Raw genomic sequence first — 22,700 nt, 5'->3', positions numbered from 1 at the left:
ACCAATGTCATTTTTGGAAAAACCAGGTTCGATAGTAAAAAATATTTTGCCCGAAGGCGAATGACAGAATGCGCCAATACAGAATTAGTCAAAATCTTTGATTCTTTAGAGCATGTTCGCGCTAACCAATCTTGGCAAATAAATCTGAAAGTTCGATGGAGATATGCCCCTTATCTGTTGTTGATTTTTCAAATTGCTTGGCATAATTCGTTGGGCTAATTCCGAATTCCTTGTGAAAACATTTGGCAAAATATTTTGGATTGCTGAACCCTGTCATATATGCCACCTCAGCTATGTACATATTATTTTTTTCAAGTAATTGGCATGCTCGTTTCAGCCTGATTTTCTTGATGAAGTTCACAGGGCTCTCGTTCAAAATAGCCTGAAGCTTCCGGTACAAATTTGCCCGGCTCATCCCCGCTTCTGAAGCTAGGGTTTCCACACTCAAAGACTCATTGTCCAACGAGCCTTCTACTATCAGCACCAATTTTTTGATTAGTTTCTCATCGTTAGACTCTAGCTCCACATCAGATGTTTTCACGGAAATCACCTTGCTGTATTTATCCTTCAGCGACTCTCTGGAAAAAAGTGTATTTTTCACTTTCCATTTCAAAAAATCTGGGCTGAAAGGTTTTTCTACATAATCGGCAGCCCCTAAGCGCAAACAATCGATCTTGGTTTCCTGCGAATCTTTTGCCGTGAGCATAAATACGGGAATATGCTCCAAGTTTTCGTTCGATTTTAATTTTTTTAGCATAGCCACACCGTCTTCTATGGGCATTAAAATATCGCTAATAATGAGTTTTGGCTGAACTTCAACTGCTTTTTGGTAGCCAATTTGCCCATTTTCCGCTTCTATAATTTCAAACTCATGGAACAGTTCTTCCTTCAGCATCAGACGTAACTCACTATTATCGTCCACCAAAAGAATTTTAGGTTTTTCCTCAAATACACTTACCTTTTTATGGACACCGCTGGAAGTTACCTCTTCAAAAACTTGGTACTCTGAACGAGTCAAAATGGAAGGCGTTCTTTCTACATCTTCATCTATCAGCTGCTTCTCATCGTAGTGGTTTTTCTCGATGGGAAGTAAAAAAGTAAACTTTGAAAATTCATTTTCTACACTGTCCACCCTCACCATTCCCCCATGAGCCCTTACCAGCTTTTGAACCAATTCCATCCCAATTCCCGTCCCTGGTATTTTGTGGGCAGGTATTTTTGTGGTTTGATAGTATCGGTTGAAAATGTGAGGCAAGCTTTCTTCTGGTATTCCCGCACCATTGTCAAAAACAGAGCATTCAATGTACATGCCCGGCTTCAATATATTTTCATCAAGCTGGTCTTCTTCTACTTTTAGTCTTCTCAATAGCACTTCAACCGTTCCCTTTTCTGGAGTGTATTTAAACGCATTGGAAAGAAGGTTAAACAAGACTTTTTCTACTATTTGCGGATCATAAAACCCTTGTAGTTCTTTTTCTTCACTTTCAAATTCGTAAGTAATGTCATAAATAAGGGCAAAATCATTGAAGGCATTTTTGATGGAAAGGATGTCTTTAATGATGTCTCCCTTGCCCACTTTCAATTGGAAAGCCCCCACTTCATTTTTTCGGATATCCATTATCTGGTCTATCAGCCTGCCTATGCGCAATGAATTGTTATAAATACGCCTTGCAGTATTTTCTTTTAACTGGTACTGATTTTCCCTTATCACTTTCTCGATAGTACCTTGGATCAACGTCAAGGGAGTTCGCAGCTCATGAGAGATATCGGTAAAAAATATCATTTTCATCTGGTGGTGCTCATTATCTTTGTGTCTGCTAACTGTCTCCGCCACCAAGTTTTTTTTCATTTGGTACCAATTCCTAATGATCACAGCTGCTCCACAAGCCCCCGAGACCATGAACAAAACATATAATAAAATTGCAATGTTAGTCTGCCAAAAAGGTGGCTTTATCTCAAACTCCAAACTTGCTGACTCTAAGTTCCACACGCCATCACTATTAGAGCTTTTTACCTGAAACACATAAGCGCCTGGTTTCAATCCATTATAACTAGCTACACTGTTACCTGCTTGCACATCCACCCAATAGTCATTCACTCCCTCCAGCTTGTAGGCATATTTATTCTTTTCTGGAGCAGTAAAATCAAGCGAGGTAAACCTTATAGAAATGGTGTATTTATCGTAAGGTAACTCTATTCTCCCCCCGAGCTCAATCGGCTTATTTTCAGGTTTCACCCACTCATTGTCCTCACTTTGAGTCCCCATTACTTCAAAGCCTGTGATCAAGGTTTTAGCCAGCGTTTCATTCTTTCTGTACTCACCTGTCTTAACCTGCACCAAGCTTGCCCCATCGGTAAAACAGATATTTCCTGACTCATCGCTGGTACTTGTATTAAAAGTAAATTGGTTTTCCGAAAGCCCATCTGACTGTCCAAAGTTTGTAAACCGTTCAGTATGGATATTAAATAGGGTAATACCATGCATCGTACTCATCCAAATATTTCCTTTTTTATCGGCTTCCATAGAAGCGATAGTGAGAGAATTCAGCCCTTCTTCTTTGGTATATACCCGATCGAACTCATTGGCTTCCAGGTTATATACGTTAACCCCTCCTCCACGAGTACCAATGTAAAGTTCACTTCCAAGTTCCAGAAAACAAAGTATGGCGTCTGAATTGAGACCTTCAGGCTTGTCAGGATAAATATGGGTCATCTTCTCATTCGTCAAGTCTACAAGGTAAATGCCCTGGCCCCTTGTCCCTATCCACAGCTTATTGTATTTGTCCAAATGCAGCACCGAAACATGTGCCCCTCTCAAACTTTCTATAAGGTTCTTTTTCCACTTCGATAATGGAACAGCTTTATTAATAATATCAACTCCATCACCCCAAACCCCTACCCATATTTCATTTTGGTTAATAGACAAAACATCCTCAATCCTCTTCTTGTAACCCTTCACTTCTTCCAATTCCAATGGGTTTCCACTTTCAAGATTTGTAGATCTAAAGAGCGTAGAGTTCACCGAAACAAGGACTTCGTTTGTTCCATATTCAGCAACAATATTATTAATTGCGTTACCTGTACCAATGTTGAGCAAAAACTTAGGTCTACTATAAACATCGCTATTAAACCGAATAACCTTGCCTTCAGAAGTTCCTACGTAGGTATTCTCTTTATTTCTTGACCTGTACAGCGCCTTGATTCTTGAACTTCCTCCTGCCATGGAAATGCTATTAAAGATATTTCCTCTATCCACCATTTTGTACATGCCATTGGAGCTAGCTATCCAAAGGTTTTTATGGTTGTCGAGCGTTAAAGAGGTAATGATAAAAGATGGGTTCAAAGCGTCATTCCCAAATAAACAATTGTAAGAGACATGGCCGTTATCCCCAATCTTAAGCCTAATAAGCCCTTTTTTAGTTGCTACGTAGTATTCCGGTTTTTCTGGGTCGAGCTGTACGGCAGTGGGCGAAAACGGCTGCGGCAGTGTTTCTGAGTATTTTTCTAATACTTCCAGCTTTCTGTTCCCTTTCCTATAAGCAAGTACATAAATAGCGTTCGTAGTAAATGCCAAAAACGAATTGCCTCTATATTTTTCTAAGAATCTTACTTCTTCATTAAAACTGGTCTTGCTCAATAAACCAGTTTCTCCTACTGTCAGGATATCCGAGTCGGTCGCAATCCAAGTCCTACCGTACACATCTTCATAGAAACTATTGATTCTACTATTTTCTAACAGCTTTTTATTCTCGTTTTGGTAATTTTGGACGGTTGCAAATTGCAAACTATCCAGGTTAACATGTGGCGTTATTACTACATAGCCTATTTTTTGGAGATACGCCCAAACCGTTCCGTCCGAAGCTTTTCTTAATACTTTAGTCGTTGTATTTTTATAAAAACCGTGGAAAGAATTTGCCACCCTATTGTAAAAGACAAGATAGCTTTCTGTCCCTATCCACAAATTTCCATTATCATCCTCTACTATGCTATTGACCGAGTTATTTGGAAGCGACACAGAATCAAACACATTGTATTGAAACTCATCAAGGCTTCTCCCATCATACCTATAAAGGCCATTGTTTGTCCCAATCCACAAGTAGCCAATACTATCTTGCATAACAAAATTTGCATCAAGATCAAAACCCATTCCGTTGATAGATAGTTTTTGGAAATTCAATGTGGATGACTGAGCCGATAGCGCAACTACTCCAAAGAGCCAAAGTAGCACTTGCAAAAACAAATGTTGCAATAAGAGATGGGTATGTTTTTTCATATAAAGCTCTTACGCCAAGTAGATTTTATGCTACTTAAAACGTTTGCGGTTCTCATATTCACTAATCTTATAGGTCAAAAATAAGAAATTATCAATAAGCATCTAGCCGACAGTTCATTCATTCGTCCCAATTAGAGGGTAAAAATGTTGCAAACCCTAATAAACAGCATATAATCATCTACTAAGAGACAAACCTACCCTCTTTGTGAGACAATAATCACCCCTACCCCTACCCTATACCGGTTATGTTTGTTACGGTTATTTTATTCAAATGAAAATGGAAAAAATTATGCGCTTAATTTTACTTATCTTATTAACTGGATGGTTTTCTGCAAGTGCGCAGCAAACTATCAAAGGAACTGTATCGGATGATACAGGAGAACCGCTGCCTGGCGTATCTGTAGTAATTCAAGGCACGAGTGACGGTACAGTTACAAACATCAATGGAGAATACGCACTTCAGGCAGATATAGGTGATGTGCTTACGTTTTCTTATATCGGTTTTTTGACACAGCAAAAAACCGTGGAGTCTGCTTCCTCCATAATGAATGTTACCCTCCAGGAAGATATACAGCAGCTAGAAGAAGTAGTAATCATTGGTTATGGTACATCTACCAAGAAAGACTTGGTTTCTTCTGTAGCATCTATCAAGGCAAAAGAAATAGAAAACCAGCCTGTATCTAGGGTTGACCAAGCGCTGCAAGGGCGGGCTACCGGTGTTGAAGTTACTTCAAACAATGGTGCCCCTGGTAGCGGAGCAACAATTAGGATCAGAGGCAATAGCTCGATCAATGGAAACAACAACCCATTATTTGTAGTAGATGGCTTTATAGTTGGCACGGACTTCAACCTGAATAATATCAATGTAAACGATATTGAATCCATCGAGGTCTTGAAAGATGCGACTGCTCTTTCTATTTACGGTACAAGGGGTGCCTCTGGTGTGATTTTGATCACTACCAAAAGCGGCAAATCACTACCTCCTGGCAAACCTAGTTTTACACTAAACTCTTATGTAGGCTTCGATCAGCTTGCCAATAAAATTGATATTCTGGGTGGTGAGGGCTACGTAAACTACTTAAATGAGGCTGGCCAATTTGTCCCCGGACCTTCTGTTGATGTAAATGGCACATTGATACCCATTGGCATGACCGACCCCAGCCTCCCCCTTCAGTTCGATAACCCTGGAGAAGTTCCTACTACCGACTGGATAGACGTGATCTCTGGACCTGGGAAAATCTATAATACTGACTTTTCGGTTACTGGGAGAACCCAAAGCACTAATTATTATACATCTCTAAACTACTTTAAGCAAGATGGTCTTATCAGAAACTCGGGAATAGAACGAATCACTTTTAGGGGAAACCTTGATGTTGATGTTTCGGATAAGTTCAAATTTGGTACAAATTTGAACCTGAGCACATTCAAAAAAGAAAACAACAAAGTTAATTTTGGACAAGTTATTTCCAGTGTGCTGCCTATTCGTACTATTTATGACGAAGAAGGGGAGTTTACAGGAACAAATCCTATTAGCGGTACACTGCAACGTAACCCAGAAGCAGATATTCAGTTGCGCCAAGACCATGACTTGGTGACTAACCTCATTGCCAATACGTATATAGCGTTTGAACCTATTGAGGGGCTTACATTGAAAACAAGTATGGGTGCATCGCTTAATTTCTACAAAAGGAACCAGTACTTACCAGGAGCCTTACCCGAAAGAATTTTGAACAACAACGTAGGCGGTTATGCTCAAGTCAACAACACTATTAGTAGGGATGTACTTAGTGAAACCACATTAAACTGGGAAAAAACGTTTGGTGACCATTCCGTAAAAGTATTAGGAGGCTTCACTGCTCAACAAATCATCTCAGAGTCCAGTAGTTCTTCCGCAGAAGGTTTCCCTAACGATGTAGTAGGGTACAACAACCTTTCCTTAGGCTCGGATCCAGAAACATACCAAGTAAGCTCTGGATACTCCCAAAGAACTTTAGCTTCTATTCTAGGGCGTATTACCTACGGGTATAATAACAAATACATTTTAACTTTGGTAGGCAGAAGGGACGGTTCTTCGGTTTTTGAACCAGGCAACAAGTACTCCTTCTTCCCATCGGTAGGTGGTGCGTGGAATGTAGATGAAGAAGCCTTCATGGACAACCTGAGCATCATTGATCTTTTGAAAATCAGGGCAAGTTATGGTATAGTTGGCGAACAAGGAGTTAGCCCTTATAACTCATTTGACTTATTCAACCCTCAGTTCAATTATTTTAATGAAACACTAGTTCCTGCGGTCATTTTGGCAAACCCAGGCTCAAAAGGATTGAAATGGGAAACGACCAAACAGCTTGATATAGGGATGGAAATTGGACTGGTTGATAGCAGAATTTCCCTCGAAATAGATTATTACAAGAAAACAACGGAAAATTTATTGTTGTTCAGGGACTTGCCCAACACGGCAGGAAACCGGGTGCTCGAAAACGTAGGTAGCGTTGAAAACCAAGGCCTCGAGTTTATGTTGAAAACAGTCAACGTTATAAAAGGTGATTTTGAATGGGGCTCAACCTTTACACTCACCACGAACAAAAGTGAAGTACTGGATCTCGGTGACGAACCATTTATAAACCTACAATCTACAGGTAACCAAGGTGGTCCTTCTGCCCGCTTAATAGTAGGCGAATCGATGCCCGTATTCTTCGGAGCTGAATATTTGGGCACATACAAAGACCCTCAAGACATTGTGGACGACCAAGCAGGTGGACGCGCATTCTTAGGCAGCCCAAGATATACCGATGTGAACGAAGACGGTACTATCAATCAAGAAGATTATATGATAATAGGAAGCCCGCAACCTGACTTCTACGGTGGTTTTGATAACAACTTATCGTGGAAAGGGCTCAACCTAAGTATTTTCTTCCAGTATTCTTACGGAGCAGAAATCTTCAATGTGGTAACACAGAGGTCATTGTTTGGTAGAGGCGAAGAAAACGTTGATCCAAGAGTGCTTGACCGCTGGATGCCTGATGTAAATGAAACTTCCGACATCCCAAGAGCGGGTACGTCTACAAGCTTGTTCAACCCTAACAGCACCGCCAATATTGAAGATGGCTCATTTATCAGGCTTCGTACGGTATCGCTTTCTTACGATCTTCCTGTCCAGAAGCTTAACATCGACAAGGTTTTCAAAGGCGTGAATGTGTACGTGACCGGAAGAAACCTCCTTCTCATATCAGACTTTACTTTGGGTGACCCTGAGGTTAATAACTTTTCAGCAGGTAGCGGATTCAACTCCATATCCCAAGGATTTGCAAGTGGGCAGTACCCATACGCAAAGAGTTTTGTAACAGGAGTAAAAATTAACTTTTAAAAATTGACAGCAATGAAAAATATAAAAATAATTATATCACTTCTCGTATTTCTAGGAATACTCTCGGGCTGCGACAGTTTTCTAGAAGAAGATTTGAGGGATCAAATAGCGGTGGAAAACTTCTTCAACAACGACCAAGAAGCACTTTTGGCTTCTAATGGACTCTACAGAATACTTCACAGAGGGGACATGTACAAAACCAGGGGTCTTGACAATTATTATGTAAACGGCGCCGATGAGGTGGGACCAAGCCGTAACGTAAATGGGCAAATCCATAACTACCTGATAGCCGAAGGTGTTGCAGACGGAAACGGAACATGGGCATCCTGCTATGAGCTTGTTAGAAACGCTTCCTTGAATATCACTAACTTAGAAGGCAACGAAAACATCTCAGAAACGATAAGAAACCAGACATTGGGCGAAGCATACTTCCTCAGAGCCCTTGCCTATTTCCATTTGACCAACCTCTGGGGCGATGTACCTTATTTCAGAGAATTACTTCCTTTAGATGAGCTAGGCAGCTTGGAACGTACCTCTAAAGACATCATTCGTGAAGACATGAAGGCTGATTTAGCCCTTGCGTATGACTTATTACCAAGTGAATATTCTGGATCGGACTTGGGCAGAGCATCAAAATGGGCTGCCGCAGCACTCAAAGCAAAGTTCCACTTGTTCGATAAAGAGTGGGCAGAGGCAAAAACTGAATGTGATAAAATTATCAATAATTCTCCACACAGCCTTTTAGATGATTTTGCAGCAGTTTTCAATCAAGTTGACAAAACGCAACAGTACAATAACGAACAAATTTTTGTAATAGATTTCACTACTGACCCTGTATTTGGAGATGGGGCTACACAAAGGACAGATGATTATAACCCAAGGCTGAGGGATGAACCAAGCAATAGAAATGACCGCCCTGATGGCGCTGGCACCCCGACGAGGTGGGAACTGCTCCAAGCTGACCTACAAGCCAACGATCAGGATATGAGTGGATATGGATGGGCAGTTCCTCTTCCTGAGATTGCCGATAGAGCCAATTGGGATCCAGACGATCTACGCTACGATGTTAGTATCGTCACCGAATACCTTGGCTACCAATTGACACACCCTTACTACCGCAAAAATTGGAATTTGAACAACTCTTCTCCACGGGGTAACCACCATGAAAACTACGTAGTCTTTAGGTTAGCAGACATCTATTTGATGGCAGCCGAGGCAGAAAACGAGATAAGCGGACCTGATAATGCCTATGTGTATGTAAACAGGGTACGAGAAAGAGCCTTTGAGCCAGATAAGCCTTGGAGCGGAATGACCCAACAGCAATTTAGGGAAGCTATGTACGACGAACGCAAATTCGAGCTATGTACGGAAGGATACCGCAGAATGGATTTGATTAGATGGGGCATACTTTTGGACGTGGTGAAAACAGTGGAACACCGCTCATGGAACAACCCTGCTAACAACATACAGCCTTATCATGTATTATTGCCCATCCCACAAGATGAAATCATTCTAAACCCTAACCTCTTGAACACGGACCCAACCAATAATGGTTACCGTTAGGGTATAGAGCCTATCATTAACAAATGCATTATTTTATCACGAATGGTTTGATGGAGACTTCTAGTATTTTGTCAAACAAATGAAATTTCTTTCAAATCCATTCGTGATTCCTTACTAGATAGATGTTTAGATCCACTTATTAAAAGTACAACTAATTATTGACCTTGATGAAACGACTAATTAAAGCTGCTCTTTTGTGCGTAGTGATATGCGTATCTTATTCATGCGAGAATAAGGTACAAAAAGAGCATGAAACCGACCAAAGTAACAATACTCTGCAGAAGCCTAATATTATTTACATACTAGCCGATGATTTGGGATACGGCGACCTTGGTGTATACGGGCAGCAAAAATTAAAAACCCCAAACATTGACAAACTCGCCAGTAAAGGCATGCTATTTAGCCAACACTATTCTGGAAGTACGGTGTGCGCACCATCACGTTCGACCTTGATGACTGGGATGCACACAGGCCATACGATGATAAGGGGAAACAAAGAAATTCAGCCCGAGGGTCAATACCCTATTCCCGACAATACTTTCACCATTGCCGAAGCCCTCAAAAAATCGGGTTACACAACTGGAGCCTTTGGTAAGTGGGGATTGGGATACCCAGGCTCAGAAGGCGACCCTGTTAAACAAGGATTTGATACTTTTTTTGGATACAACTGCCAGCGCCTTGGCCACAACTATTACCCCCGACACCTTTGGTCAAATACCGATTCGCTGGTGCTTACAAACAACCAAGGCTTCGGCAAAGGAACATATGCCCCAGAACTCATCCACGAAAAAACTTTGCAGTTTATAGATGACAATAAGGATCAGCCTTTTTTCTTGTACGTGGCGTCTATTATCCCTCATGCTGAGCTTGCCGCTCCAGAATATTTGATGGAAAAACACCGGGGAAAATATCCACCCGAAAAGGCTTATGAGGGAGTAGACGATGGCCCTACATACAGAAATGGTCCTTACGAATCTCAAACAGAAACGCACGCTGCTTTTGCCGCCATGGTCGATCTGCTGGATAGGCAAGTGGGAGAAATTGTGAAAAAAATAGAAGACTTAGGTCTTGCAGAAAATACGCTAATTGTCTTTACTTCAGATAATGGTCCGCACAAAGAAGGCGGAGCAGATCCTGATTATTTCGAAAGTAACGGTGAGCTTCGCGGTTACAAACGTGACCTATACGAAGGGGGCGTACGCGTCCCCATGATCGCCTCTTGGCCAGGGAAAATCGCAGCAGGATCTAAAACTGAACATATTTCTGCTTTTTGGGATGTATTTCCTACATTTTGTGAATTGACCGAAACTAGCACTCCAGAGAACCTTGATGGGATCTCATTTTTGCCAACCTTATTGGGCAACCAAGAACAACAGCCCCAGCACGATTATTTGTATTGGGAATTCCATGAAAAGGGAGGCCGACAAGCGATAAGAAAAGGCAACTGGAAAGCTGTTAAATATAACGTGTTCAAAGAGAGTTCTGAAATTGAACTTTACGACCTTTCAAAAGATATTGCGGAACAGCAAAATGTAGCCGATCAACACCCAGAGGTTGTGAAAGAAATGGCACAATTGATACAAAACTCAAGGACGCCTTCCAATGTGTTTACCTTCAAGTCACAAACCTATTTGAACAGTCAGTAGAAAAACTATCAAGAATACTTACCAGCTATTTTTGAAGGTTGTGCAGCAGCTATAGAAGCTTTAACCATAGGCTATACTCGGTTTTGCACAACCTTTTTTCACTTCAATTCTCATCACAAAAACTAGTTGTTTCATTAAAAAAAAACTGGTTTGCACAAAAAAGTACTCACTTCACAAATACCCTTATAAAGCTCTTTGAGCCCATTACACTTCACTCGTCATGAAAAAACTATTCATCCCCCTATTTTTACTTTTATACAGCTCTTTCGCTTATGCACAAAATGAAGTACGAAGTATCAATATCGACCCTAACAGCGGACATAAAATAGATGTAGGCAGCAGTGGGTTTAATGTACGCATAGCAGATAAGGTTTGGAGCTACACACATCCTGATTTACGAGAAGCAGTCCACGAATTGCAGCCTGGTTGGTTACGTTATTTCTCTGGTACTATGGGAGATGCCTTCAACAGCGCCACAGGGCAATATGATTTGGATTATGCGATGATGTTCGACAAATCGAAACAATACCTCACTGGCTATGAATTCACAGACGTTAAAGGTCCACACCGCATTACGGACCTTTACCAATTACTCGGTGAAATCAACGGGAAACTAATCGTTACTGTAAATGCTTTTTCCGAATCGCCAACGATAACTAGAGAATTGGCAAGATTTGTCAAAAACAACCACATAGAGGTGGAAGCATGGCAATTTTGCAACGAGCCGTATTTCTACGTTCCCCATCGCGAGCGGTACTGGTGGAACAGTGGCTACGACTATGCCCAAAAAATGAAGCCTCATGCCGATGCGATTTTAGAAGTATTTCCTGAGGCAAAATTGGCTTTAAACTTTACTTGGGACGGCATTTGGGGGTTTATGAAAGAAATAAACCTTTACCAAAAAGAACATGGCGCTTTTTGGAATACTTTTTCCAAACACTCTTACGCTCCGCATACGGGGAAAAAGCAGACAATAGAAGAAGCATACAAGCGGGCAAACACGAAACTGCTAGAAGCTACGGATAAGTACGCAATGGAAGAAATAGAAGCGTATACTGCCGAGGGAATCCCAATGATCATCACGGAATTTGGTGTGTGGAACAAGCCCCTAAATGGGATTTATTCTAGCGTCTACCATATAGAATATGTAATGCGCCAGCTCCAACATCCAAATACTCGGTTTGTGGGAGCGCATGAGGTCAGTAGCAAATATTCGCCAAAGGAAAATTTCAACCAGCTCATTAGAGATGCTTTTGAAAAAGGAGAAAAGCTTGATACAGACAGCATTCGCACAGGTATAAATAGAACCCTGGAAGGCAAAGCCTACAAAATATTTCATGAGGCTACCAACAACTCCAATTTTATCTACAACACACAAATAGAGAATGGATTTAAGGTAGATGGAATGAAAGGTTCGCAAGTAGATGGAAATTTTGCCCAAGCTTACCGAGGCATCAATGGATTTGACTATTTGGTTGTGACCAATAGAAGTACAAACTCGACTTCCTTCGAGTTAACATTAGGCGGAAAACCTTTAAAAAAAGAACTGCAAATCGAATATATCAGCGCCGAAACTCTTGACACAAAAAATACCGATATAAAAACGGAAATTGGAAAAGAAGGAAAAATACTAGTGAGGCCACTGAGCTTGACCGTAGTAAAATGGAAATCGGATACTAAGCCCTTGATCCAGTCTCCCAGAATTTATGATTTGAAAGTGATGGAAAATGGGGTTAAGGCTATTTGGGGAAAACAAAATGGGGTGGAAACTTACCAAATACATTATGGAAAAGACTCTAAAAAGCTCAAACAAAAAACATCTGTAGTTAAAGGAAATGAAGTGGAAATCTCGGGTTTAGAAAAAGGGAAAACGTATTATTTCCAATTGAAAGCAACTAATTCGTACGGCGAGCTTTCGTACTCAACCATACTTTCCTTGGACTTTAGCCTTCCACAAAGTCCCCGTATTTTTAAAACGGCCAGAAGAAATAATACGGCTACGATCATGTGGGAAAGTGTTGCCGGAGCTGAGGGCTATTTATTAAAATATGTTCAAGAAAATGGTAAAGAGGTTATAGTAGATACTAAAAATGTATTTGGATACCGAGTAAAAGACTTACAAATGGATACCAACTATGCGTTTTCCGTAGCTGCTTATAACGGACTTGGGCAAAGCGCTTTTTCAGCTGATGAAGAAATCATTCTCAAAAAAGATATCCCTTATTCGCCAAGGAATGTTTCTGCAAAGGAAATGACCAATGGGGACATTAAAATAAATTGGATAGCCCAAAAACAAAACCCGCCTCAAACAAAATACACGGTGTATAGAGGGGCAAAGCTTCATGAGTTTGAAGTGCTGGCGGAAAACGTGGAGCAAGAGTTCTACATTGACAGCAGCACCGAAAAAGGAAAGCAGTATTTCTACACCGTAAAAGCCAAAACGGAAGCTGGCGAGAGTAATTTTTATCCTAACATAGCTACTCCGCTAAAAGCAAACAAAGGCTATTCTATTGAAATAACCTCTACAAAAAAGGACGCAAAAGGTGATTTCATTATTGACGTTGCTTTTAAAAACATCTTGCTAGATGGAGAGTACAGCTACGGAATTGTGTACAGTAATATTTCATTTTTGAATGTAGAAGAGGCAAGAGTGGAAGGAAAAGCTTTAAACACAAACAGTGGTACTTTTCAAGTAATACTTCCCAAAAACAAACTTCAAAGCAAGGCGAGGTTTGCCATAAAAGCTTTTGTAAATACAAACGGCAAAGACCTATTCAGCCCCGATTCGGAAAATATCATTCAAGCTGATTAGCGTATTTTTTTTGATAAATAACATACAAAAACCCCTCTCACCGAAATTTATCGGCAAGAGGGGTTTCGTTCTTATAAGTCTCTTTCCTCAACTACCCTTCATACGAAATACGGTAAATCACATTTGCCTGATCATCGGAAACGAGGAGCGAACCGTCGGGCATGGTTTCAACATCGACAGGCCTGCCCCACACGTCTTCGCCTTGAAGCCAGCCAGTGGCAAAGGGCTCATAGCTAACTACTTTATTCCCCTCCAATTTCACCAACATAATGCGGTAACCAATTTTAGAAGAACGGTTCCAAGAACCGTGTTCAGCAATGAAGATTTGGTTTTTGTACTCGGATGGAAATTGCTTTCCCTCGTAAAACTCCATGCCGAGGGCTGCTACGTGCGGCCCAAGCTTTTGGGCAGGCTTGGTAAATTCGGAGCAATCGCGCTCGCTACCAAACTCTGGATCGGTTATTTCGCCAGCGTGGCAAAACGGATAGCCGAAATGTAAGCCTTTCTGCGATGCATGGTTCAACTCGTCTGGCGGAACATCATCGCCCAAGCGGTCTCTTCCATTATCGGTAAACCACAGCTCGCCCGTAGTTGGGTGCCAATCGAAGCCTACGCTGTTCCTTACGCCCGAAGCAAACACTTCCACCTCTGACCCATCGGGGTTCATTCGGGTGATAGAGGCGTAAACCTCATCCTCTTCATTGCAAATATTACAAGGTGCACCTACGGGCACGTAGAGTTTACCATCAGGGCCAAAGTTGATGTATTTCCAGCCGTGGTGTGTCTCAGTGGGATATTTATCGTAAATCACCACAGGTTCAGGCGGGCTAGCTAGTTTATTTTCAATATCATCGTAGCGCAAAATACGGCTGACCTCGGCTACGTACAGCGAACCATCCCTAAATGCCACGCCATTGGGCATTTTCATATCCTCTGCTATGGTATATTTCTTTTCCGCTTTCCCATCACCATCCTCATCTCTGAGGGCATATACATTTTTGGAAGTACGGTTGCCTACAAAAAGCGTATTGCTTGGGCTGAGCACCATAGAGCGAGCATTCTTCACCTCTTTGGCATAAACAGAAATCTTAAAACCAGCGGGTAGCTTTATTTTTTCGAGTGGCAAATCAGTTTCGAAACCAGAAATAGGTGTCGATTCTTCTTGTTCTTCCTCCGCCTCTGCCTGACCTTGTTGGGCTGCTTCGTTGCAAGCCATCAAGGGGAAGAAGAACAGCAAAATTGCTAGTACAATATAGGAGTTGTTTTTCATGATGAATAATTTTTAGGTTTACCCCCAATATTAACTGCTAGATTTTAAATCGGTTTAAAGAATTGGTCTGAAGATCTTTTTTTTACCGTCCCATCCTTTTAATATTTCCACAATTGACTGGGGAAATACTTCTACGGTAGTATATCGGGCTAATGACGTATATGAAAAATAAAATTGCAATAAAGTAAAATTGCAGCTTGTTTTATTCCAAGCCAGTGGTTTGGAATAAAATTTACATACATAATGTAAAAAGATACACCTTATCCTAGACTTAAATTCCAATTACTTGTTACACCCATCAATTTTCCTATGCTCGAAGAACTTATCCAATCCTTTTCCGACTTTAAAGACTCTGTCATCCACGGCTTGCCCGCTTTTGTGATAGGGCTTGTCTTTCTTGCCACATTTACCAGCATAGGTTCTCTTTTGCGCAAATATTCTCGCAAAAGGCTTTTCAAGCGTCTTAATGACCGCTTACTTGTCAATTTTATTGGTCGTTTTATCTTTCTTGCCATGCTCACCATTGGGATTGTGCTTTTCCTCAATCAAGTAGGTTTGGGAAAAGCGGCTGGCGGGTTACTTGCCGGAGCAGGGGTTTCTGCAATTATCATTGGTTTTGCGTTCAAAGATATAGGCGAGAATCTTTTGGCAGGTTTTTTCCTCGCTTTCAGTCGCCCTTTTGGCATAGGCGATGTGATAGAAATAGAAAGCATAAAAGGCAAGGTAAGGGCACTCAGCTTCAGAAATACCCACATACGGACGTTCGATGGAAAAGATATTTATGTACCCAATGCCATGCTCATCAAGCACCCACTCATCAACTATACTCGCGACGGTCTGCTACGCTACGATTTTGTAGTAGGCATAGATTACGCTAATGATGTAACTAAAGCCGTAGACCTAGTTACTAGAACATTGGAAAGTGAACAAAAAATTGAAAATGAAGGGAATTTAAAACCTTTTATTTTACTAGAAGAACTTGGTACCAACACGATCAATCTCCGGATATTTTATTGGGTCAATTCCTACAAATCTATGGACCATATAGCTGAACTACGCACCAAGGTGGTCAATAGAGTAGTAAGCTCTCTGATCAACAATGGTTTCAATTTGCCAGCCAATATCGTGGAAGTAAAGCCCTATAGCAAGCCCAAGCCTCTTCCCCTATAAATTTTAAGGCAACTCTATTTCTATGAGATAAGCTTAAAAAAATTCTCTTATTTTTAGCCACAAAAAAAAGAGATGAATAAGTATTTCGATAGCGAAGAATTTAAAGGCTTGGTTTCACTAGAAAAAGGGGAATACGATGGCTGCACATTTACCAACTGCTCGTTGCCAAGTGCAAATCTGAGCGGTTGTGCTTTTACAGACTGCGAGTTTGAAAGCTGCGACCTGAGTGCGGCTAATTTGCAAAACACGGCCATGCGAGATGTCCGATTTATCAGCTGCAAGCTGCTTGGGTTGCAGTTTGCCGAGTGCAATGAATTTCTGTTTTCGGTGGGTTTCGACAGCTGCCAGCTCAACCTTTCTTCTTTCTACCAATTGAACCTAAAAAAGGCGAGCTTCAAGAAATGCAGCTTGCAAGAAGTTGATTTTACCGAAGCCAATCTGGCTGAAGCTTCTTTCCAAAATGCTGACCTTTTGGGGGCAATGTTCGACCGAACCAATCTCGAAAAAGCTGACCTCCGCTCGGCGGAAAACTATGAGATCGACCCCGAAAATAACCGCATAAAAAAGACCAAATTTTCACTACCTGCCGTATTGGGCTTGTTGAGGAAATACGATATCAAAATTGGGTAATTAAAAATTAAAATCCTTCATCGATTCTCCCATTTCGTGAATACCCCATGCCATAAACCCCAAATACGATAACAAAAGAAGAGCTCCAATCCATATAAAGCCCTTTTTCTTTCGAAAAACCCCAACTGCAATCAAGGCTATACAACCTACTATCCAAGCTAAATGGAGTAGGGTAAATAAAAAACTTAAATCGGTTTCTACAGTGTTCATAGGGAAGTAACGCCGAGTTTTCTACTAGCTGATTTTAGTACTGAAATTTAATCAAACCATCCCTTCTTATAAAACCACAGCAGTTCGCCTACGGCAATTGCCACCATCAGTGCAAGTACATAAAAATATCCATAGTCCCATTGGAGCTCGGGCATAATGGCAAAGTTCATTCCATAGATACCAGCTATGAGCGTGAGGGGGACAAAAATAGCCTGCACCACCGTCAGCGTATTTAGCCTTTTGTTACCCCTCTCCTGAAGAGATAGCTGGTATTGAGCTTGAATGGTCTCCACTTTTTCTTCCAACCTTTCATAGGCATTGAACAAATGCCCAAAGCCTCTCACCAGCTCCATAATTTCTTTTCTTACGGTAGTAGCATCAGAAGACCAGTCGAACCTTGGGATGAAACCCAACATGTTGTACTGATCCTCCACTATATTGGTCAGCTGACTTATTTCATGTTTACAGTTCGTAATTTCAGTTAAGGGTACTTCGCCCGGGTCGTCATCTACTAGCTGCGCCATCTTTTTCACCCTCTTTCTGGTTACCAACAAGTTATCCATTCCTTGATGAAGAACCTCAGTTATCATATAGTAAAGCAAATGATTGAGGTTAAAATCGAACTCGAACACATTATTTTCAATCTCTTCTTCCAACTCTTCAAACACGTTGCTTGTCTCTTTCATAATTGTCAAAATCAGGTTTCCTTTCACCAACGTGGTGAAGTACTCTGGTTCATAGATGTCTGTTGAATCAGAAATAATTAGGTTCATTATCATTACCTCGTCATAAAAATTGATCCGTGTAGAGCGAACCGGCTCTTCTATAAACTTCATCACACGGTTACTAAACCCAAAGTGCTGGAGGTGGCGTTCCGCTACAGACCTGTTGTTGAGCTTGATGTCAAGCCAATACGCTTTCTCTTTATCAAGCTCTTCTATATTTCCAGAAAAAGCTTGGGGAGAAAGTCCTTCGGATGTAATGAGGTAAGCTGTGGTTTCCATGTGAATAGACGAGTGATGATGATAAAGCAGAAAGATAGGTCAAGTTTTACTTTTACAATAGAGTTTATCACGGTTTGATTTGTATAGATTTTTTGGGGTGAAATTTAGTTTAGGCTAAAGCCAACATCGTTTTTACTTCCAAACGGGGCTTAAAAGCCCCGCCTATTGATTTTTTTTATCACTAGCAACGGGCTTTAGCTCGTTGTATAACACAGTACCTATTCGTCTTTAATCCAAACTATGTGCGTTATTGATAGTTGGAAATGCCTTTACCGTCACAAACCGTGATAATCTATAATAAACTTGCTCAAAGAGAATTTGAAATAGGAGGGCAGCAAACTCGCCTAACACTAGCCAAGAGAAATTTGCGAGAAAAATTGAATTTTAAACAAGTTATTAGCAAAACAATTCATTTTTGCCCAAAGAATAATTTTTTTACCTTCGGGTCAAACTAGCTATCAACCTTTTCAGGCAAGCACCTGCTTTATGAAACATACTCCTTCTATATTTTTTCTTCTTCTCCTTTCCCAGCTTTCTTTTGGGCAAAGTTCCAATATCTCGGGTAAAATCACCGATTCCTTGGGGGTTAGCATTCCTTTGACCGCCATTTCTGTGGAAGGAACTACCCTTGGAGCTGTTTCCAACGAAAAGGGAGAATATCGGCTTGCCCTACGCCCTAATAAAATTTTTAACATCGTAATTAGCCACAGCAATTTTAAATCGCAACGGAGGGAAATAACCCTACAACCCAATGAAACACTAATACTCAACTTTGTTTTGGTGGAAAAAACGGTTCAGTTGCAAGAGGTGGATATCACTAGCCAACCCAACGACGATACCCGCAAAGAAGCTGGAGCGGTAAAGGTAGACCCAAAGACTTTACAAGAAATACCTACTCCTTTCATGGATTTCAACCAAGCTTTACTTTCAGGCGCTGCTTTGGGTATGTCTAGCAACAGCGAGCTTTCTTCGGCTTATTCGGTAAGGGGCGGAAATTTCGATGAAAACTTGGTGTATGTAAATAATATGCAGATTTACCGACCATTTTTGGTGAGGGCAGGGCAGCAAGAAGGGCTCAGTTTTATCAACCCCGATTTGGTAAAGAGCGTAGAATTTTCTTCGGGAGGTTGGCAAGCAAAATATGGCGACAAACTTTCTTCTTCACTCAATGTAGATTATAAAACTCCGCAGCGAACCTCAGCTTCTATGATGCTTGGTTTACTTGGCGGCAGCGCGCACCTCGAAGGAATTAGCAAAAATAAAAAGCTAAGCTACTTAGTAGGCGCTAGACACAAGTCTTCAAAATATTTACTGGGCACACTTGAAACCCAAGGGGAATACTTGCCTCGCTTTACCGATATCCAAACCTTTTTGACCTACGACCTAAGTGGGAAAAACAAAGAGGCAGGCACTACGACCATCGACCTTTTAGCTTCTTATGCCCGCAACCGCTACGAACTCACCCCAACCTCCCGGGTAACAACTTTTGGAACTTTCAACCAAGTTTTTAGGCTAAATGTCGGTTTTGTAGGAAATGAAGAACTAAGCTACGATACTTTCCAAGGAGGCTTACGGCTCAAGCATAAGGTTGGCGAGAAGTTTACCACTTCGTTCATCACCTCGGCTATGGGTACAAAAGAGCGCGAATTTGTGAACGTGGAGGGAGGTTACCAGCTCTGCGACATTGGGCAAAATTTGAACACAGGAGAGCTAAATAGCTGTGTATTGGTTAGAGGAATTGGTTCTGAGTTTCGCTATGCCCGTAATTTTTTGGAAGCGGAAATTTATTCTGCCGAATCGAGAAACACGTGGGAGGTAGCCGATCATACAAAAATAGAGTTTGGAGCAAGGCTAGATTATGAAAAAATAGACGATAAGCTCCACGAATATTCCTTTTTGGATTCTGCGGAATATGTCCAACTCACGGAAACAATTACTTCGGAAAATGAACTAGAAAGCCAGCGTATGAGTGGCTACCTGCAAGCTAGCCATGCCATTGGCTATTCGCACAGCCTTACCTATGGGCTTCGGGCTACGTACTGGACACTCAACGAGGAATGGATTTTTAGCCCAAGGTTGCAATATGCCCTCCAGCCCGATTGGTATTCGGATATCGTTTTCACAGCTTCGGTAGGGCTCTACCAGCAGCAGCCTTTTTATAGGGAAATGCGTGATTTTGAGGGAAATGTAAATACTTCGCTAAAAGCGCAAAGCTCCCTCCATACCATAGTAGGAATGGACTATGATTTCTTCCAGTGGGGCAGGCCGTTTAAGTTCATTACAGAAGTGTATTACAAAAAAATGTGGAACCTTGTCCCTTACGACATCGACAATGTCCGCCTGAGATACTATGCCGAAAACAATGCTGTGGGCTATGCTTGGGGAGCTGATTTCCGCATCAGCGGGGAGTTTATTCCCAACACCGAATCGTGGTTCAACCTAAGTATTTTGAAAACTGAAGAAGATGTGGAAGAAGATGGAAGAGGATACATCCGCAGGCCTAGCGATCAGCGGGTGACCATTAGTTTTTTCTTTCAAGATCATCTGCCCAACAACCCTAGTGTTCGGGTAAACTTCAGAGCCTTGTACGGTTCTGGGCTTCCTTATGGTCCGCCAAATACGCCCCAATACAGAAACTCATTCAGTTCGGGAAGCAACTACTTCAGAACAGATATGGGCTTTTCCAAAGTGGTCAAATTCAAACAAAAAGAGGGGAAAAGAACATTTGAAACCCTATTTATAGGACTAGATATTTTGAACGTTTTTGGCGTATCTAATAACATCTCCTTCAACTGGGTTCCAGATTTTGACGGGAACCAATTTGCAGTACCAAACAGCCTTTCCCAACGGTTTTTCAACCTAAAAGCCGTGCTGAAATACTAGAAAACACAAATGACAAAGTTTAATTACCTCCTAAGTAAATTACAGTATTCTTAATGAATTATAATCGCTATCTTGAACTAGCATTATTCAACTAAAAAACATAGAATATTTTGAAAGCTATACTCCGATTTTTTGTTTCATCTATCGCCATTCTCGCAACTGGTTACCTTCTGGAAGGCTTTGGCATTCATGTAGCCAATTTTAGTACCGCTATTGTAGTTGCGCTGGTACTTGGGTTGCTCAATATCTTTTTGAAGCCTATTTTGGTCATTCTCACTTTCCCCATCACCATTATCACCCTAGGGATTTTCCTCATTTTCATCAATGCCTTTATCATCTATTTCACCAGTGATTTGGTAGGAGGCTTTGAGGTGAGCAGTGTGTGGTCTGCCATCTTATTTGGCTTTGTCTATTCTATATTTTACTCTGTGCTCACCCAGGTTTTTGGACTAGACAAGCATGAGAAAAACAAATAACAAAAAAAACCTAGGCGAGTCAGCCTAGGTCAAAACCCAATGAATAAACAACTTAGAACACTCATTTAATAAGTATTTTAGGATTCAAACTCTACTAAATTTATTTCGAGTCCCGAATCATCTATAAAATCTTCGGCTTCTTGCTCCATGTCTGTGTCATCTGGAACACCGTAATGCCAGTTTACGGTCACATTTTTACCTTCGTCTTCTAGCTCTTTTAGCTTAATGAACAAATCGAGCAAAGCCCTTGACGAACTTGTATTGAAATACGTAAGCTTGATATCAAGCACTATTGCTTCTCCGCCTTCGGCAAAATAACTATCAAACCATTGGATCAGTTTGTCATAAAATTCAAATGAGTTTTCGAGGTATGATTCCCCAGTAATGGAGCAATGGCCAGAACTCGCATTAAAATCTACATTAGGGGTAAAAAATGTGCCACTTTCCCCTTGAATATGAATATCTTCCATTTATTTAAGTTATTTAAATTTACCACTTGAATAATTAATTTAAGAACCAACTACCTCCTTCTCTACGTCTGTAGATATCATGTAGAAAGAGTGGTTGTCGTCAATTGGTTTGTGTTCCATTTTGAGGCTGCTTTCAGATTTCAGCGCAACTTGGATTAAGCCAATACTCCCCCCTTTGTGCCCCTCTTTTCTTGGTCTTTTCCTCACTTCTTTTTTGAAAGCCCTAAGCTCATCATATGTAAGCGAGTTTATCTTGTCACATTTTGCAGAAATCTCTTCTACCACTTCTGTTTTCACTAGGTTACCCGCAGTAAACGTAACTTTATCGTGTGCATCTCTGATCAGAATAGTACCTATTCCTTTTTTCTCATCTACACCTTCAAAATGGTCTTTTTCAGAAGAATAAAATGCAATATTCTGAGCCAATTCTATGAACACCGCAAAAAGCTTGTGCCCAGATTTAGGCTGATCAGCAAAATGATTTTTGATATAGGTACTGATCTTCGCAAGAATAGTCTCGTCGAATGGCCCTTTATAATAAAGAATGATACGTTGTTGATCCATACTCAGGTAATAATCAAGTAAGTTCACCTCCATAGACGTGTTAGGTTATTTAAGATAATTTTATGTATGAGCTTGCAAGCGACATAAAAGTCTTTTCGCAAATAATTATATTATCGATTCTTCTTATGTACTCTTATAGGGACTCGCTGTAATTCCATTTTTGACTGAGGCTGCTCAAAAAACATTCCCCACCATTTATTTTCAATCTGATCAAAAACTCCAATAGCCCCTCTCCTGAAGGTCAAGATTTGTTTAGTCAATTTACCAGTAAGCGTTTTCATTCAGTTGGTGTTATCTAAGCTTGGGCAGGCGTTACCTTTCCTTATTGCCTAGGGGTTGGTAAAGCGCAAAAAACAGGTTTTTTT

Annotated in this window: 14 protein-coding genes; 8 read left to right on the top strand and 6 right to left on the bottom strand. The window is 41.0% G+C overall.

The annotated features are described in order from the left end of the window. Positions 1 to 121 precede the first annotated feature (121 nt). Complete coding sequence (locus tag R9C00_01145; GenBank protein WPO36054.1) at positions 122 to 4,273, bottom strand: two-component regulator propeller domain-containing protein; 4,152 nt, start codon at positions 4,271 to 4,273, stop codon at positions 122 to 124. 289 nt (positions 4,274 to 4,562) lie between these two features. Here R9C00_01145 and R9C00_01140 point away from each other — a divergent pair, with 289 nt between their 5' ends. The 4 genes from R9C00_01140 (at position 4,563) to R9C00_01125 (ending at position 13,658) form a co-directional block, all read left to right on the top strand. Then, positions 4,563 to 7,637, top strand: coding sequence for a TonB-dependent receptor (locus R9C00_01140; GenBank protein WPO36053.1), 3,075 nt, complete (start codon positions 4,563 to 4,565; stop codon positions 7,635 to 7,637). A gap of 12 nt (positions 7,638 to 7,649) precedes the next feature. Further along, positions 7,650 to 9,200, top strand: coding sequence for a RagB/SusD family nutrient uptake outer membrane protein (locus tag R9C00_01135; GenBank protein ID WPO36052.1), 1,551 nt, complete (start codon positions 7,650 to 7,652; stop codon positions 9,198 to 9,200). Between the two features lie 167 nt (positions 9,201 to 9,367). Beyond that, entirely contained in the window at positions 9,368 to 10,846 is a 1,479-nt protein-coding gene (locus R9C00_01130) for an arylsulfatase (GenBank protein ID WPO36051.1), read from the top strand. A gap of 220 nt (positions 10,847 to 11,066) precedes the next feature. Beyond that, the gene (locus R9C00_01125; protein WPO36050.1) at positions 11,067 to 13,658 is read left to right on the top strand and encodes a fibronectin type III domain-containing protein; all 2,592 of its coding nucleotides are present in this window, start codon (positions 11,067 to 11,069) and stop codon (positions 13,656 to 13,658) included. Positions 13,659 to 13,749: 91 nt separating this feature from the next. Here R9C00_01125 and R9C00_01120 read toward each other — a convergent pair whose 3' ends face one another. Then, a complete protein-coding gene (locus R9C00_01120; protein ID WPO36049.1) occupies positions 13,750 to 14,928 on the bottom strand; it encodes a sorbosone dehydrogenase family protein in 1,179 nt (392 codons plus the stop codon). Between the two features lie 309 nt (positions 14,929 to 15,237). On the opposite strand from R9C00_01120, the gene R9C00_01115 reads away from it, so the two are divergent. Together R9C00_01115 and R9C00_01110 are read left to right on the top strand one after the other, a co-directional pair. Then, entirely contained in the window at positions 15,238 to 16,098 is an 861-nt protein-coding gene (locus R9C00_01115) for a mechanosensitive ion channel (GenBank protein ID WPO36048.1), read from the top strand. Between the two features lie 72 nt (positions 16,099 to 16,170). Further along, a complete protein-coding gene (locus tag R9C00_01110) occupies positions 16,171 to 16,728 on the top strand; it encodes a pentapeptide repeat-containing protein (GenBank protein WPO36047.1) in 558 nt (185 codons plus the stop codon). Here the strand turns inward: R9C00_01110 and R9C00_01105 are convergent, their stop codons facing one another. Together R9C00_01105 and R9C00_01100 are read right to left on the bottom strand one after the other, a co-directional pair. Next, positions 16,729 to 16,938: a hypothetical protein gene (locus R9C00_01105; GenBank protein WPO36046.1), complete on the bottom strand. Its 210-nt coding sequence runs from the start codon at positions 16,936 to 16,938 to the stop codon at positions 16,729 to 16,731. Positions 16,939 to 16,985: 47 nt separating this feature from the next. Then, a complete protein-coding gene (locus R9C00_01100; protein WPO36045.1) occupies positions 16,986 to 17,942 on the bottom strand; it encodes a CorA family divalent cation transporter in 957 nt (318 codons plus the stop codon). A 486-nt stretch (positions 17,943 to 18,428) separates the two neighbouring features. On the opposite strand from R9C00_01100, the gene R9C00_01095 reads away from it, so the two are divergent. Together R9C00_01095 and R9C00_01090 are read left to right on the top strand one after the other, a co-directional pair. Then, on the top strand, positions 18,429 to 20,825 hold the full coding sequence (locus R9C00_01095) for a TonB-dependent receptor (protein WPO36044.1): 2,397 nt from the start codon (positions 18,429 to 18,431) through the stop codon (positions 20,823 to 20,825). Positions 20,826 to 20,935: 110 nt separating this feature from the next. Continuing rightward, entirely contained in the window at positions 20,936 to 21,301 is a 366-nt protein-coding gene (locus tag R9C00_01090; protein ID WPO36043.1) for a phage holin family protein, read from the top strand. A 77-nt stretch (positions 21,302 to 21,378) separates the two neighbouring features. On the opposite strand, the gene R9C00_01085 is transcribed toward R9C00_01090, so the two are convergent. Together R9C00_01085 and R9C00_01080 are read right to left on the bottom strand one after the other, a co-directional pair. Beyond that, a complete protein-coding gene (locus tag R9C00_01085; GenBank protein ID WPO36042.1) occupies positions 21,379 to 21,771 on the bottom strand; it encodes a DUF1987 domain-containing protein in 393 nt (130 codons plus the stop codon). Positions 21,772 to 21,810: 39 nt separating this feature from the next. Then, a complete protein-coding gene (locus tag R9C00_01080; GenBank protein WPO36041.1) occupies positions 21,811 to 22,368 on the bottom strand; it encodes a SiaB family protein kinase in 558 nt (185 codons plus the stop codon). Positions 22,369 to 22,700 lie beyond the last annotated feature (332 nt).

This window comes from Flammeovirgaceae bacterium SG7u.111 (assembly GCA_034044135.1).
GTDB lineage: Bacteria > Bacteroidota > Bacteroidia > Cytophagales > Flammeovirgaceae.
The sequence above is the reverse complement of the archived record's forward strand: the minus strand, read 5'-3'. Positions and strand labels throughout refer to the sequence as shown.

Coding starts and splice junctions, on each gene's coding strand:
- R9C00_01145 (WPO36054.1), bottom strand. CDS start 4,273: ATGAAAAAACATACCCATCTCTTATTGCAACATTTGTTTTTGCAAGTG.
- R9C00_01140 (WPO36053.1), top strand. CDS start 4,563: ATGCGCTTAATTTTACTTATCTTATTAACTGGATGGTTTTCTGCAAGT.
- R9C00_01135 (WPO36052.1), top strand. CDS start 7,650: ATGAAAAATATAAAAATAATTATATCACTTCTCGTATTTCTAGGAATA.
- R9C00_01130 (WPO36051.1), top strand. CDS start 9,368: ATGAAACGACTAATTAAAGCTGCTCTTTTGTGCGTAGTGATATGCGTA.
- R9C00_01125 (WPO36050.1), top strand. CDS start 11,067: ATGAAAAAACTATTCATCCCCCTATTTTTACTTTTATACAGCTCTTTC.
- R9C00_01120 (WPO36049.1), bottom strand. CDS start 14,928: ATGAAAAACAACTCCTATATTGTACTAGCAATTTTGCTGTTCTTCTTC.
- R9C00_01115 (WPO36048.1), top strand. CDS start 15,238: ATGCTCGAAGAACTTATCCAATCCTTTTCCGACTTTAAAGACTCTGTC.
- R9C00_01110 (WPO36047.1), top strand. CDS start 16,171: ATGAATAAGTATTTCGATAGCGAAGAATTTAAAGGCTTGGTTTCACTA.
- R9C00_01105 (WPO36046.1), bottom strand. CDS start 16,938: ATGAACACTGTAGAAACCGATTTAAGTTTTTTATTTACCCTACTCCAT.
- R9C00_01100 (WPO36045.1), bottom strand. CDS start 17,942: ATGGAAACCACAGCTTACCTCATTACATCCGAAGGACTTTCTCCCCAA.
- R9C00_01095 (WPO36044.1), top strand. CDS start 18,429: ATGAAACATACTCCTTCTATATTTTTTCTTCTTCTCCTTTCCCAGCTT.
- R9C00_01085 (WPO36042.1), bottom strand. CDS start 21,771: ATGGAAGATATTCATATTCAAGGGGAAAGTGGCACATTTTTTACCCCT.
- R9C00_01080 (WPO36041.1), bottom strand. CDS start 22,368: ATGGAGGTGAACTTACTTGATTATTACCTGAGTATGGATCAACAACGT.